This is a genomic window from Planomicrobium sp. CPCC 101110, from assembly GCF_007859395.1.
GTDB lineage: Bacteria > Bacillota > Bacilli > Bacillales_A > Planococcaceae > Planococcus.
Window position 1 is genome coordinate 127,629 of sequence record NZ_VOHD01000006.1, and the last position, 14,703, is coordinate 142,331.

The following is a 14,703-nucleotide window of genomic DNA, read 5'->3' on the forward strand; positions in this document are numbered from 1 at the left end:
AGTCGGGATAAAAAAGCGCGTGTAATGTCAGATGAAAAAGGAAAAGCGCAGAAACTTTGTTATTGCATTGGCAGTGAATAGAGCGGTATTTGCGCCTTTTATCATCTGGAACGAAGAACCGCTCATCCAGAAACTTTGGCTTCTTGCCTTCTCATTTTCCGGAAAGAATGCGCTGCTTGAAGAGTTGGTTTGGAGGGGGCTTTGTTGGGGCGATTTTCCGAACGCCTAGGCGACAAATGGGCCGTCGCAATAACCAGTTTGGGCTTTGGCCTCCAGCATTATTCCCTTGGCTTTCCGTGGCCGGCTTGCATTGCGTTTTCAATTGGTGGGCTGAATATGTTGCTGGTGTGGAGCGGATTGATCTTTTGATGAACTGATTTTATAAGAGTGCCTTTTGGGCGGAAGGCAGAAGCGAGGCGAGTTCCAACTTATTCGGGGTGAGTTGCGACTTAGCAGGCGCGAGTTCCAACTATTAGATGCTCAGTTCCGACTTATGGGACCGAATTGCAACTTGTTGAGAAGAAATTGAACGCCTGCAAGAAAAAAAGCGCTTAAAAACTGTAGGGCCATCGCGTTTATGCGACTGGTCCTATTTAGGAAAAGGATTTTGAGTGATAAGAAGAAAATCTTGTTAAAGATTGTAAATGTATTTATTTACATAAGGAAATATAAAAAACAAAACCCGCAGACAAGAAAAAAACTGCCTGCAAACCGATTTTATTCAAAAGATAAACGCCAGCTGGCAGTTCATTTAAAGAAACGTCCGGTAGCAAAAGGGTGTTTGATACAAAAAAGCAGCTTCATTTTATAATGAAGCTGCTTTTCTATATTGTCCATTCAGCTGCTGGTTGAAAGAGAGTTTTCTCCCAATGTCACAGTTTCGATGTGAGTCGGTTCGCTAGCCATTTCGCGGTGCAGTACTTTGCCGATGCGTTTCATGCCTTCTTTGATGCGCTCTTCGGAAGTGTTCGAGAAATTCAGCCGCACTGTGTTCGTTTTTGCTTTATCGGCGAAAAAGGCGCCGCCGGGGATCACAGCCACATTGTTTTCCAGGCACTCCAAAGCGATTTTGCGTGAATCCATCAAAGGCGGGAGCTCGACCCACAGGAACAGGCCGCCTTCCGGCTTGACGAAAGAGATGTTTTCAGGGAAAAACTCCTCGATGCATTGGATCATCGTAGTGCATCGCGCTTTATAGACGGCTTTTATATTTGCAATATGTTTCTCGATATCGTTTTGTTCCATATATTTAGATGTAAGCCGCTGGGCAAAACCATCGGTATGCATATCCGACGATTCTTTCAGGGCTATGTATTTTTCAATGAAGACCTGATCCGCGCAAATCCAGCCCAACCGGAGCCCTGGTGCGAAAATTTTAGAAAACGAGCTCAAGTAAATGACTCGGCCTTCCGTATCAAAATGCTTGACCGGAGGAATTGGAGTTCCCGAAAAGCGGATGGCTCCGTACGGATTATCTTCCAGGACAAGCACGTCATAGCGATTGGCAAGCTCGATCATCCGTTTTCTTCTTTCAAGGCTGAGTGTTCGTCCCGTCGGATTCTGGAAATCGGGAATGGTGTAGATGAATTTTGTATGGGGATTTTCCTGAAGCCGTTTTTCCAAAGCTTCCATGATCATGCCATCTTCATCCATGTCCACTTCCACAAAATTGGCGTCATATGTTTTGAACGCATTGATCGCTGCCAAGTAAGTAGGGCTTTCGCAAATGATTGTATCCCCTTCGTCCAAAAAGAGCCTGCCCGTCAGGTCGATCGCCTGCTGGGAGCCGGAAGTGATCATGATCTGGCTCAACTCCGCCGGTATGTTGACAGCTTTCATCCGTTCAATGATTTTCTGCCGAAGTGGGATATAGCCTTCTGTCGCACTATATTGGAGGGAAGCAGGGCCTTCTTCTGAAAGAACAGCCTCGCTTGCCGCTTTTAATGCCTCAATTGGAAACAGATCCGGGGCCGGAAGACCTCCCGCAAAAGAAATCAATTCTGGGCGCTCTCCTGCAGTCAGGATGATGCGCATATCAGAAGGTTGGAGTGAACTTGCTCTTTTTGCAAACTTATTTTGCATATCTGGTTGCCCCTTTTTAATAAGACTTGATAAAAATAACTAGTCTTTATAATACACTTTTATTGTCTGCTTGCCTTGTGATTTGCATAAAACTCGCTGAAAATATAGTCTGGAGCAGTAAAAGCGTTTGCATCATGGAGTATTTTGGATGCAGGGGAAACAGAAAAGCACTCCAAATCCTCCTGATTACCGGGAGAGAAACCTGCCAAATGCAATGGAATATGGCTATGGAAGAGGACAAAAACGGAAGCATAAGTCAGCAGAAGGGTTTTGGCTGATTTTCCTAGGCATAGGGTTCTTTTGGGGATAACGGACAATGCTTTTCTAAATGAATAGAACAGGAGCGATATTATGGAACTCATCGACCCAACCCGCCTTCCCGGCTGGCTTATACCTCATTCACTTGCCTGGTACCAGCAGCTCGGCGAAACAGAAGGCGCTTATTTGTATCCATGGAATTCCATTCGTGAAGAGCCGAATGGCGAATCGCTATTTGACCGGGAAGTGATGAATATGGTCAAAGGCAGAATTGCGCTGGATGTCGGATGCGGCCACGGGGAGTTCGCTTTGAAGAGCGCCAGGGAGGCGAAAGGGATTGTAGGGCTTGATGTTACTGACAAATTTGTCTCAAAAGGCCTGCAGTCACGAAAGGCGAACGTTTCTTTTGTAGTAGGGAACACTAAGGACGGCTTGCCGTTTGCTTCGGACACTTTTGATTGCGCTTATATCCGGAAAGGACCGACCTCCGCTTATCCGAATCTTCAAAAGGTGGTCCGAAAAGGAGGAGAAGTTTTAGGGCTTCATCCTGGGGAGTCAACAGGAAAAGAGCTCAATGCGCTTTTCCCAAATCTTTTTACTCCGCATTCCGGAGCATCTGTATTGCAGCTGCTAAAAGACCGCTTGCATATGAGCGGATTCGCAAAAACTGCTATCGATTTTGTGGAGACAAAAGAATTCTTGCAGTCCCCATTGGATGTTTTGAAGTATCGCTGCTTCGGCCAGACACCCGCTATCTTTGAAGAGCTGCAAAGGGAAAATTCAGATGCAGTCAGCTGCATTTTTAAAGAACATGCGACAGATCAAGGGTTGGCCATTACATTTTCAAGATACCTCGTACGGGTGGTTGTATGAGTCTGCAAAAAAAGCAAGACACTCATTGAAAGAGTATCTTGCTTTTTCGTGCCAATTCACAAATTGTCTTGAAGGGCATGCAATGCTTAGAAAGAGGCTTTAGCCATGCAAAATTGTCCAATTCTTTCCGTCACTCAAATACCAGGGACTCTGGCATTACTGAGCTGTATATCCGCCGTCTATTATCAAGCTGCTGCCTGTCATAAAGCTTGAATCATCCGAAGCGAGGAACAGAACCGCTTTTGCCATTTCTTCGGCTTGGCCAAGGCGCTTCAGCGGCGTAGCATCAGACAAGAATTGCTTCATTTCTTCGGGGATGATCGGTGTATCGATAAATCCAGGGCACAAGGCATTCACACGGATGTTTTGCTCGGCATACTCAAGCGCAAGGGACCGCGTCAAGTTGACGACCCCGCCTTTTGCTGCATTGTAAGCGGCAGAACCAGGGGAACCGACCCACCCGTACATGGAGGCTGTATTGATAATTATGCCCCCGCCAGATTTCTGGAATGCGCGGATCGCTTCGCGCGCCACTAGGAAAACGCCATCAAGGTCAACGTTCACTGTGTTTCTCCATTCTTCATAAGAAAGTTCATGGGTTGGCGTCACTTTCCCGATGCCTGCATTGTTGAAGACGATATCGATTTGGCCGTATTTTTCAACGGCTTTTTCGTAGACGCTTTGAACTTGCGCTTCATCCGTGATGTTCGCCTTGATGAAAACAGCGTCCGGCAGTTCTTTGGCGAAAACTTCCCCTTTTTCTTCGTTCAGATCCACAATCACCAGTTTCGCACCGTTTTCCGCAAAAAGCCTCGCTGTTGCCGCACCGATGCCTGATGCGCCGCCTGTAATAATCGCCACTTTTCCTTGTAATTTACTCATATGTATTCCTCCAATCAATTTAGCAAGCACCTTAAGATTATCTCGAAACTATAATTATTTCAAATATTTTGACAATTTAGGTTTACTTTTTTTATTGAAACATATAAGCACTTGGCTTCTGAATAGTCAAAACTATAATCTTCATACTCCAGGATTCCTGAGCTAAACTTCTCGAATCCTCGATACAGATTTATAAAAAACGCAAAAAGAAAAACGCCCCGAAGGACGTTTGGTTTGTTATCTGCGCAATTTTGACAGCAGCCGAAGGATTTCGAGGTATAGCCATACTAATGTCACCAATAATCCGAACGCGCCGTACCATTCAAAATATTTTGGGACACGCTTCTTTGATGCATTCTCAATGAAGTCAAAGTCCAATACGAGATTCAGCGCGGCAATAATGACGATGATGACCGAAATCGCAATGCTGAGAGGCGTCGCTTCGTGCAGATGCGGGATCTGGAACCCGAAAAATCGGCCGATAAAGGAGACCAGGTACACAACAAAGATGGCACCTGTGGCGGCGGCCACGCCCAGCCTGAAATTATGTGTGACCTTAATGAGGCCAGATCTGTAGACGACCAACAAACTCAGCAACACCGCAATAGTAAGAAGCACCGCCTGAAACACGATGCCGCCGTATTGAAGTTCATATCGGGCGGATATTGCCCCGAGGAACAATCCCTCCAACAAAGCATAGAGAGGAGCTGTGAATGGCGAAGCTTTTGGAAGGAAAATCGTCACCAAGGCTACGAGAAAACCGCCGATCCCTCCAATAAGAACTAGCGGCATTGCGCTAGTTGGACTGGCGAGAAACTGATTCCACGAATAGACGAAAGTAGCGAGCAGCAACAACAACAAAATGAATGTTTTGTTGACAGTACCCATAATGGTCATAGTTCGGCCCGATCCCTGGTCCTTATATCTTTCAAACGCTTCAGCTTTCAAACTTGGATTTCCACTTCGCATCCCATTCACCTCAATTAAATAGTAAAAATCTCTGAAAAAAGTTGCTCCCAATTGGAATTAATCAGGCTCGTTCATATGGTATACCCTGTTTCATTTGATTAAAATGAGAAGTTAAAAAATAAAAGCTACGCAAATGCCATTACCAGTAAAAGCATTATGGTAGAGGCCAATAGTTGACTGAATTTACTTTATGAGACGAAAGGGAAAATTTTTTCATGGCGTTTTTAATATTTATAACGGATTTTCTCCGAAAACTGCCCAAAGACGAGGAAGCGTTCTGCGTAAACTTTCCTTCATATCTTCCTCCCAAACTATTTCAAACTCATTCAGGTTAAAATCTTCACCCATCAATTGTTCGTATAATCTCTTATAGTCTTCGAAACCTGAACCGGTTTTCACTTCGTAAGCGTTGCTTGCGACTCGTAGCAACGCTTTCAGCTGGGGACTTCCTTCTCGTTCTTCAAGCAATTTTAGAAAGGGAAGAAGGGATTCTGGGTCTCTAATCGCCGCATAATAAATGGTTTCCCCTAAGGAAAGCATCCATGCTCGAAATGAATGGAAGCCTTCTTCAGAACATCCTCCCATGGCAATAGTAGCAGCGGCCCATAAATCCTTTGTATACGACTTGCTATAATGCTCACGCAAAAAGGAGTCGAAACTGATAATGTCTGTCACTGATTTTTCGGATAAATGAGAAACGAGCCATTCCAAGGGTTCGAAAGGATTTCCACCATGCTCTTTGCATTCCTCTAAAAGCTCCCAGAAGCGGGAGTCTGTCATTGCACTTTCTGCTATTTTGTGTGGAACAGCCACAGCCGGCCGGTAGCCTTTTTTCAATTTGGATCCAATGAGCCGATGCGCTTCCTTCAGACAAGCCTCCGGCGAAGAAAAATCTTTCGCTCTCATCGTGCCAGCAGTTCCTATTCTTCCGTATGTAACGGCAAACGAATTTTTTGCCACAGTTATTTTCCAAAACTTGTTTGAATAGCTGCTCTGACAAATTAAATGGGCTTCCAATAGTGCACCTCCTCGAACCTTCCATTTTAAAAGAACTTACTTCCAATCATTTTCTTATTGTACATAGAGGCAGTATTTTATGCACTAGGCAATTTAGTAAGAAGTAGGATAGAAGTTCATATATCGACACCATCAATTCGTAATCTTTAACGGATTTCTAACTGGTTCGCGGCTGAAAAGTGCGGATATAACAGTTCGGACACCAATGAGAAATTCGACGTCATCATATTCGATGAAAGCAGCCAATGCGATCTGTTTTCGATCAATGTGCTGCTCCGCGGGAAAAAGGTCGTAGTTGTCGGAGACGACGAACAAATCAGCCCGCAATCCATCGGGACGAAGCAAGAAGATGTATACGAATTGCTGCGCCGCCACTTGAAAGGCATACCGAATGCCGATTTGTTTGACGGCAATCTCTCCCTATACGAGATTGCCGAACAGACTTTCTCGAAAGAAGGGAAATTGATGCTGCGCGAACATTTCCGCTGCATGCCGGAAATCATCCAGTTCTCGAACGACATGAGCTACGGCGGCGAAATGATTCCGCTGCGCCTGCCGCTCGAAGAAGACAAAATCGACCCGCCGGTCACAGCGATCAAAGTCAATGACGGCCGCATCGATGACCGAAAAGATGTCAACGAAGGCGAGATCGATGCAATCGTCGCCGATATGGCAGCCATGATTCGTGATCCGAAGCTGAAAGGGCAGACGTTCGGCGTCATCACGCTGCTCGGGCAGGATCAGCACAAGCTGCTAGAATCCTGCATCCGCCAAGAAATCGGCGACCGCGAATTTGTCGAACGGAAAATCATCTGCGGAAATCCGTATACGCTGCAAGGTGACGAGCGCGACATCATCTTCCTGTCGATGGTGTCAGCGCCGAACCGGAGATTTATGGCGTTGACCAAAAATGTCGACATGCAGCGGTTCAACGTTGCCGTAAGCCGGGCGAAAAACCAGATGCGGCTCTACCATTCCGTGGATTTGGAAGAGCTGAATCCGGAAGATCTTCGCTACCGTTTGCTGAGCTATTGCCAAAACCCGACCCGCTTCAATATGGAAGTCCAGAACCTCGAAGAGCAATGCGATTCGCCGTTCGAAGTGGACGTGCTGCGTATGCTTTTAGCGCGCGGCTATAAAGTCACGCCGCAAGTCAAAGGCGGCCAGTACCGGATCGACTTGGTCGTCGAAGGCATCCGCGACCGCCTAATGCGACGGCGAAAGATGGCAAGGCCCCGAGAAATTCGAAGAAGACATGAAGCGCCAGGAATCTTTGGAACGCGCAGGCTGGAAATTCTGGCGGGTACTCGGAAGAGAGTTTTATTTTGATAAGGCGAAAGCTTTAGAGAGTCTTTGGGTGCAGTTGGATGCGCTTGGGATTGAGCCGGTTAGGGATCGGCAGTTGACTAAATAATGATGCAAAGTTTGAAAAGATTATGAGAAAGTCGAAGTAACATTTGAATTACCTATCGTACTTTTGCCGCCTTTCCAGACGCTAAGTATCAGGTCTTCTGCCTGCATCTATCACACGGTCTTTCCCATAGAGTTCTTGTCACGGACCGGGAAGAAAGACAGACCCTAGACGAAGAGATTTTGAAAAATTTTATCGGCAAATGGAAAATCACCAATCAATAATGACGATATCGTAGGCATCAATTCATGTTATCTTCAACTTCTATTGGCATTCAATCAAGCTCATACCGAACTGACAGAGATGTTTTTAAAAGCTTAATTGACAAGGCAAACACAGGTAAATGATTTACCTATTTTTACTTAATTATTGACGGGCTTGAAAGAAGCTAGAATAATTAAAAGTATTGTCTTGTGTATTTGTCAAGAAAAAAATAAGCATGTTCAAACTATAATATCTAAAGAAAGTTAGATGTATTTAATCTCCATTGGTTAAAACAATAGAGGAATGTCTATATTTAATAATAAAAGTTAAAAAATCGAATTTGTGAAAAATTGATCTATCCTACTTGGCGGTTACACTAACGTTCTAACATTATAATTGTTAAAAAAATTCAAATGGTTTAAAGTTAGGAAAACACCTAAAGGAGAAAAGATAATGTTAAATTCAGATTTGGATATACGCTTAGAATCACGAATTAAAGAATTATACCAATTACACAAGGAACGTTCTGCAAATATTGACTGGAGCTATCACGAATTTATTCCATGGGACAAGGCCATGTCCTTCCAACGAGTTCCTTGGGATGAGAGTCAAGTAACTCTTCCAGAAGGTGTAATTATTGCGGTAGAAACAGCATTACTTACAGAAGTAAATTTACCTTGGTATACTTCGCATTTGGATTATACATTTAAAAATTCAATGGAAGTAATAAATGATTTCGTACGCACTTGGACGGCTGAAGAAGATCAGCACTCTAACTTACTTGAAACGTATTTATTGGTGACACGAAACGTAAATCCCGTAAGATTGCATGAATTAAGAAAACGAGTAGTTGAAAGTGGCTGGTTTCCAGACTTCACTAATCCTCTAGCAACAATGGCCTATACTACTTTGCAAGAGTTAGCTACACTAGTTTTTTATAATAATGTAGCTAGGGTAGCAGGTCTTTACGACAAAGATTTAGCAACATTACTTCGACGTGTAGCGAAAGACGAAGCACTTCATTATGCATTCTATCGCGATACAGTGAAAGCACATCTTGAACTTGATCCGAATTTCATTGTTTATTTTGAGAAGGTAATTATTAATTTCTCTATGCCAGGTGCCGTTATGCCAGACTTTAACGAGAGAATGAAAACCATTGCAATAGATACGAATTATGGACCACTACAATACTTTGACCAAGTATTAGATGTAGTTGTTAAATACTGGGATATTGCCAACTTGCAACCTACTAGCGAAGATGCCAAACAATCACAAGCGAATATATTGAAATATCATGGGCGTTTAAAAAGAATTACAGATCGCCAGCTAGAAAAAAATAAAAAGTAGATGTATGAAAGGGTTTTTTTATCATGAAAACAACTTGCGAATTATGTGAAAAAGAAACGAAAGATAAAGTAAGTTATTTGGAACTTGAAACGTGGGAATTTAATTTTTTAAAGAAAGAGAAAAAAGACTTTTACTTTATTTGTTTTAATTGTTTTGACAAACATACGAATAATTTCATTGACAAAGAAATGGATCTTGAATTGAGAAAAAAACGTTCTCTTTTGGTGAATAGAGAGATCCAAGAAGAAATCGAGGCTATTCTTGAAATCGAAAATTAATTACTCAACTATATTTATTGAGCCTAAGTTGAAAGCATATGAGCAATAAATTGAATCTCTTAAAACAGTATTACAAGTACGTAATGTATTAAAGAGGCATCACTTTAGTGAAATAGATGAAATTTGGATTGGTGAAAAGAAAATCCAACTAGGTTCCAATGATATTAACACGGCAAGAATAAATAATTGCTTCATCATATATGAGGACCCGAGGATACAGGAGTCGGAAAAAGGAAAGCCATCTTCTTTGGAGGATGGCTTTTTACGTTCTAAAATATTGATATAGACAATAGAGAATTATCCATAGAAAAAACATTTAAATAAATCATCAAAAGTATCGATTTTAACGCGAAACATCACGTTTAACTGATCAAATATGATGTTTGCCGCACTAAAACGTCTAGTGATATAGAAACAGGTAAGTAAAGATGAATCCTTGAATCCTTGGTGAATATGTAACAATTTACTAATAAATGATAATATAAAAAAAAGCCTCGTAGCGGGCTCTTATTAAAATGCTTAGTGTTCTTAGCTTTTCTAATGATAGATGTAATTATTATTTATAATGTGGTTTTTGAATGGGTGCTTCACTTGAACAAGGAGTAAAGCTTTTTCCTTCTTCAACTAACGCAACGATTGGAGGTGTACGATGGACTGTATCATTTGTGGGAAACAAGTAGTAAATGAAAACAATCGGTTGCAAAAGAAAGTGAAAGATTATTTGAAAACAACCAGCGAACTAGATGTAAAGCATCGATGGATTAAACAATGGAAAATCTGTTATGACTGTAGTGAATCGTATACGAATGACAATCTTGTAGATAATTCTGAAGTTCTACAAAAAATAGAGAACCAGAAAAAGCGTAAGAAACAACTAGGAAAAGCTAAAAGAAAACAGGGGCCTTTGGGAGAAACACGAGCTTATTACATTGAGAGATATATTGATTATGCTACGTGTAAAGCAGAGCAAAAAGGTCAACATATAGTTAAACCACCGCCCTTGATAAATAGTCGACAATACGATGCCGCCTATATTGAATATGTTAAAAGCAGTGAATCCACCGCTGTGTTGATTGTGCGGGATATGGTAAAGGATATAGACACGAAGGGAAAGTGGATTGATGTAAGGCATATGGAGCAGCGATTTTTGTCTCATTCTGAGGGGGATTTTTCTTTTATCATTGTTGAATTATTTTCGAGAAAACAAAAACCAACTTATCCGAAGAAAATGGCAGAAGAGACGAATTCGGATTACAAAAATCGTATAGCGTATATCACGTGGCAAGCCGCAACGGCTGACATACATCATCAGCGAACTCAAGGAATAAAGGGAGACGTATATATCGTGTTGCCCTGTCTAAAGAACGAACATGAGAGCACGTATGAGAAGCATTATATCGTATGGGATCATTCGCACCGTCACTTCAAGCGCGTTAGAGAAAGCAATCAATATGTAAATATCTTAAAGCCACCTCTATGGGGATACGATATCGTTGCTACAAAAAAAATAAATCACCAACAGCTACGTTATATTGAGAAAAACTTGTATCAAATCATTGGCAAAACCCATAAAAAAAGTGGCGTTACTCTTTCCATATTCAGCCCGCAAAAGAAAAGAGGGACTGCATCAAAATTGAAAAGCTCATAAGCAAGCTCGTTATGAAACCGGAGAACGACCGGTTAGGAGTTAATGTTTCGAACGCCTTGAATTATTTGGGCGATCAAGGACTAGTGGCAACGGAAAATATCCTGTCTGGTTTCCCGCACCCTTCAGGCGGCAACGGCCATCGTCACAAGCAATTCGCTGAAAACAAAGCGGCGATGCAAGAGAAATTGAAGGATCATTTTCTTCAGGAGAGCCGCATTTAAGAAGTATGAAAAAGCCGCTGATTACAGATGTTTCCCTGTAATCAGCGGCTTTTAATTTTTAAAATGGTTGGGAAGAAGATGCATTAAGAGAAGTTATGTCATCGAAGCACTCTTCAATTACAAAAGAAATTAAATCAAAAGCGGCTGCGCTTATGAACGCTAGAAATTAGATTTATTAAATTCTATGATGAAATTAGAAAGCGATAATACACAAATAGTCAGAGTTGGAAGTGTTCGAATGGCCGCTTTTTTTCCTCGGCATCAATACGATCATGTACAGCTTCATCTTCTATAGATCGAAACTTGTACCAACGGCTATCGCTCTTTTGGGCATGGCGGGTGCCATACTTGTTTTTATCTGTGCTTTGCTGGTCCTATTCGGTGCCATCCAGCAAGTTTCAATTTCAGGGGGGCTGATGGCGCTGCCGATTGCAGTCTATGAAATAACCTTTGCGGTTTGGCTCATCCTTAAAAGCTTTAATGAAACTGAAGTTGTTTCCTTGGAAGCAAAAAGCAATATCCCTGTATATTAGCTCGCTTTTCAACAAAGAGCTTTGAAAAGGAAAGGGGGCAGCAATCTTGTTTGTCTCCATAATTTTGAACTCACTGCAAACAAAAGGCTGTAGTCCCCTAAAAGGGAACTGCAGCCTTTTAATAGTCATATCAATGCTCTATAAAATTAAACAAAAACATGTATAAAAATTATGGCTTGTAATGAAAATCAGTCATGAAAATGGCTTGTTCTTTAAAAAACTTGTTTTTTATCCTGGTTTTAACATTCATATGGTGAACTAGGAAGAGGATTTGCAATGTTGAGTGGAAAGGATTTTACTGCAAAGATTTTATTGGCTGAAAATGATGAGACGTTTGATGAACTTGCGATTCATTTATTATAGAGAAAGAGAGCCAAAAGGCCGGCTGGGTGAAAAAGCTTCGTATGAATTCGCCAGTGGCTCATTGTATGACGTTGAATCGGCAATGAAAACCATTGAGGTAACGGTTAAGTTATATTAGGGAAAGTTTACAGTGAAAAAGGAGGGGATGGGATTGAAACTGTTAGGGGAATGGAGTATGAAATTGAAAAAATCTAGGGTTTTCAGGAAAAGTGAAAAAAGCATGTTTGCACAGACCCGTAATCGTTTGACTCTTTTCTATAGCACCATTCTTACGTTGTTCCTTGCGGTTTTTGTTGGGATTGCATTGCTGGTGTTCTACTTTGTCATTACAAACGAACAGGAACAGACTCTCCGAATCTTGTCAGACCGGGAAGTCGATATGGCTGAACGGGCACTTGACGGCAGCCGCGGGGCATGGAAAGAACAGCAGCGCCGAATGTTAGCGGAAAATCAAGTGTTTTATTACGTTATTGAAAACGACGGGGACCTAAAGATCAATAAAGACAATAACGAAGATCTACAAGACCATTACTTAAGCCTAGTTGATGAATGGGTCACCGATGAAGTTGAAGTAAATAGGACGACGGTCGAGATAAGTGAAAATGACCCGCTTTATGTGGATTATCAGGACACCGACATGGAACTGCTGCTTCTTGCCCGGCCGGTTAAGGATGAAGGCGAACGGGTTGCCATGTTGTATATGGCGATTGACAATTCATTTTACAGCAGCATCATCAAATGGATCGTGCTTATTTTTGTAGGTTTTGCGCTTGTCTTTGCTGTCATCGGAGTAGTGTTGAGCCACTGGATGTCAAAGCGCGCCCTCGAGCCTGTTGAATTTGCTTACAATCTGCAAAGGGAATTTGTTTCAAACGCTTCTCATGAACTTCGGACTCCTCTCAGTGTCATCTTATCGGCAGTGGAAGCATTAAGTATGGAAGCGGACAAAGACAATCCTTTTACGGCGAAAGTGCTGGGAACTTTGAAACATGAAGTGAAGCGGATGTCTAGCCTAATATCGGAATTGCTTGCGCTGGCCCGGTCAGATTCAGAACAGGCATCAGTGGAATTGAAGAAAGAACATTTTGATATTCGCCCGATTGCGGAACAGGTGGTAGAATCTTTCAGCAAACTTGGAAGCGAAAAACAAATCAACTTGATTCTGGCGGCACCGGAGAGGGTCTTTGTTGTCGGAGACCGTGATAAACTTGCCCAATTGATGTATATCCTGATGGATAATGCCATCAAATATACGCCTGCCGGCGGCCAAGTGGAAATGGCCTTGGATAAGCACAGCAACAAAAAGCTTGATGAATTTGTCTTGTCAGTTTCGGATACCGGCATCGGCATTCTTCCGGAAGATCAATTGAAGATTTTCGAACGGTTTTACCGGACAGACAAAGTCCGGTCCAGAAAGGAAGGGGGATTCGGGCTTGGCTTGTCCATTGCAAAAATGATTGCGGCTGCCCATGAAGGCGAAATAAAAGTGGAGAGTGAAGGCGGAAAAGGTTCTATTTTCAGTGCGAAAATCCCTTTTTCGCCGAAGGCATCGTCCCTGTGAAATGAGAATTCTTTAGTCAAGGGAGCGATGGAGATGCATGTTTTTTCAGGAGCGTTTTTTGTAAAGCCCTAAGATGGTCTCTTCAGCTAAAATGCGAGCAGGGACAAAAAAGAAAAAGCGGGAGGCAAAGTGAAATTCGCCTCCCGCTTTTTTATTGGTCTTTCTTTGCCGGTGAGTCTCCTGGTTCATGCTTGTGGAAAAAAGCGAGCGTCTCTTTGATGATGCGCTGCTGGTCGTTATCGAGAGTGGCAACGTGATAGCTGTCCGGCATTTCAATAATGGCTTTTTCTTTGGAGGAGATTTCATCAAAGATAATTTGGGCATTGTTCGCAGGCACTACATGATCTTCCGGCGCTACGAAGATCAGCGCCGGGCATTGCACTTTTGATAAGCCGGCGCGCACTTCCGACATGAATTTCAACAGCTGTTTGACCGAAGCGACTGGCGTCATTTCATAGGCTAGTTCCGTTACACCCGCTTTTTTGATATCAGATCCGATGGCGTCCAAGAAGCGGACATCTTGCATATCGTTTACCGCCACCATTGAAGGTACGTCAACTGCGGCATTGATCAAAGAAATCGCCTGGATTTCAGGATGATTTTCCGCTATGTACAATGCAAGCGTCCCGCCCATCGATAACCCTGCCATGAAAATGGTATCGCAGCGTTCGCGCAGCCAAGCATAGGCTTCTTCTATCGAAGCGACCCAATCATGGTAGGTCGTCTGTTCCATTTCTTCGTGATGAGTGCCATGTCCTTTGAGCCTTGGAACAGATACCGTGTAGCCTTCTTTGGCAAAAGCTTCTCCAAGCGGCCTCATGCTCTGGGTGGTGCCCGTAAATCCGTGTGAAACCAAAATGCCGATGCGGCCACCCTCAGCTGTATAAGGTTCAGCGCCTTCCAATATGGTAAAGTTCCGAGTCATTTCCTCTCCTCCTTTTCATCGATAAAGTTAACTTCGATAAAAGCTTAAGAATTCCCTTTTTTGTACATGATTCGAGATGTTCGCTTTTCTTTTCAATAAGAATTGTCGGCCGCATCCCAATAAAATAA

At 42.7% G+C, this 14,703-nt stretch carries 15 protein-coding genes; 10 read left to right on the forward strand and 5 right to left on the reverse strand.

All coding sequences use genetic code 11. The features are described 5' to 3' along the window. The first annotated feature begins 204 nt into the window (after positions 1–204). Positions 205–369, forward strand: a complete 165-nt coding sequence (locus FQV30_RS17940; protein ID WP_186725585.1) for a hypothetical protein — start codon at positions 205–207, stop codon at positions 367–369. Between the two features lie 468 nt (positions 370–837). Here FQV30_RS17940 and FQV30_RS08495 read toward each other — a convergent pair whose 3' ends face one another. Then, entirely contained in the window at positions 838–2,082 is a 1,245-nt protein-coding gene (locus FQV30_RS08495) for an aminotransferase-like domain-containing protein (RefSeq protein ID WP_146499735.1), read from the reverse strand. Positions 2,083–2,433: 351 nt separating this feature from the next. Here FQV30_RS08495 and FQV30_RS08500 point away from each other — a divergent pair, with 351 nt between their 5' ends. After that, complete coding sequence (locus FQV30_RS08500; protein WP_146499736.1) at positions 2,434–3,213, forward strand: class I SAM-dependent methyltransferase; 780 nt, start codon at positions 2,434–2,436, stop codon at positions 3,211–3,213. 156 nt (positions 3,214–3,369) lie between these two features. On the opposite strand, the gene FQV30_RS08505 is transcribed toward FQV30_RS08500, so the two are convergent. The 3 genes from FQV30_RS08505 to FQV30_RS08515 form a co-directional block, all read right to left on the reverse strand. Continuing rightward, a complete protein-coding gene (locus tag FQV30_RS08505; protein WP_146499737.1) occupies positions 3,370–4,095 on the reverse strand; it encodes an SDR family NAD(P)-dependent oxidoreductase in 726 nt (241 codons plus the stop codon). Between the two features lie 237 nt (positions 4,096–4,332). After that, positions 4,333–5,064 carry a Bax inhibitor-1/YccA family protein gene (locus FQV30_RS08510; RefSeq protein ID WP_146499738.1) on the reverse strand — a complete coding sequence of 244 codons (732 nt, stop codon included), beginning with the start codon at positions 5,062–5,064 and terminating at the stop codon, positions 4,333–4,335. Between the two features lie 231 nt (positions 5,065–5,295). Further along, a complete protein-coding gene (locus tag FQV30_RS08515; protein WP_146499739.1) occupies positions 5,296–6,081 on the reverse strand; it encodes a DUF4240 domain-containing protein in 786 nt (261 codons plus the stop codon). Between the two features lie 267 nt (positions 6,082–6,348). Here FQV30_RS08515 and FQV30_RS08520 point away from each other — a divergent pair, with 267 nt between their 5' ends. From FQV30_RS08520 to FQV30_RS08550, 8 genes are all read left to right on the forward strand, one after another. Next, positions 6,349–7,410 carry an AAA domain-containing protein gene (locus FQV30_RS08520; protein ID WP_146499740.1) on the forward strand — a complete coding sequence of 354 codons (1,062 nt, stop codon included), beginning with the start codon at positions 6,349–6,351 and terminating at the stop codon, positions 7,408–7,410. Next, positions 7,337–7,495, forward strand: coding sequence for a hypothetical protein (locus FQV30_RS18360; protein WP_186725628.1), 159 nt, complete (start codon positions 7,337–7,339; stop codon positions 7,493–7,495). Before FQV30_RS08520 ends, FQV30_RS18360 begins: the two co-directional genes overlap by 74 nt. 654 nt (positions 7,496–8,149) lie before the next feature. Then, entirely contained in the window at positions 8,150–9,046 is an 897-nt protein-coding gene (locus FQV30_RS08525) for an acyl-ACP desaturase (RefSeq protein WP_146499741.1), read from the forward strand. 23 nt (positions 9,047–9,069) lie between these two features. Then, the gene (locus FQV30_RS08530; protein ID WP_146499742.1) at positions 9,070–9,324 is read left to right on the forward strand and encodes a hypothetical protein; all 255 of its coding nucleotides are present in this window, start codon (positions 9,070–9,072) and stop codon (positions 9,322–9,324) included. Between the two features lie 649 nt (positions 9,325–9,973). Beyond that, on the forward strand, positions 9,974–10,972 hold the full coding sequence (locus FQV30_RS08535; protein ID WP_146499743.1) for a hypothetical protein: 999 nt from the start codon (positions 9,974–9,976) through the stop codon (positions 10,970–10,972). An 11-nt stretch (positions 10,973–10,983) separates the two neighbouring features. After that, complete coding sequence (locus tag FQV30_RS08540; protein ID WP_186725587.1) at positions 10,984–11,193, forward strand: hypothetical protein; 210 nt, start codon at positions 10,984–10,986, stop codon at positions 11,191–11,193. A gap of 230 nt (positions 11,194–11,423) precedes the next feature. Continuing rightward, positions 11,424–11,726 carry a DUF4386 domain-containing protein gene (locus FQV30_RS08545; protein ID WP_186725588.1) on the forward strand — a complete coding sequence of 101 codons (303 nt, stop codon included), beginning with the start codon at positions 11,424–11,426 and terminating at the stop codon, positions 11,724–11,726. 538 nt (positions 11,727–12,264) lie between these two features. Then, the gene (locus FQV30_RS08550) at positions 12,265–13,650 is read left to right on the forward strand and encodes a sensor histidine kinase (RefSeq protein ID WP_146499745.1); all 1,386 of its coding nucleotides are present in this window, start codon (positions 12,265–12,267) and stop codon (positions 13,648–13,650) included. A gap of 151 nt (positions 13,651–13,801) precedes the next feature. Here FQV30_RS08550 and FQV30_RS08555 read toward each other — a convergent pair whose 3' ends face one another. Next, positions 13,802–14,575, reverse strand: coding sequence for an alpha/beta hydrolase (locus FQV30_RS08555; RefSeq protein WP_146499746.1), 774 nt, complete (start codon positions 14,573–14,575; stop codon positions 13,802–13,804). Between the last annotated feature and the right edge of the window lie 128 nt (positions 14,576–14,703).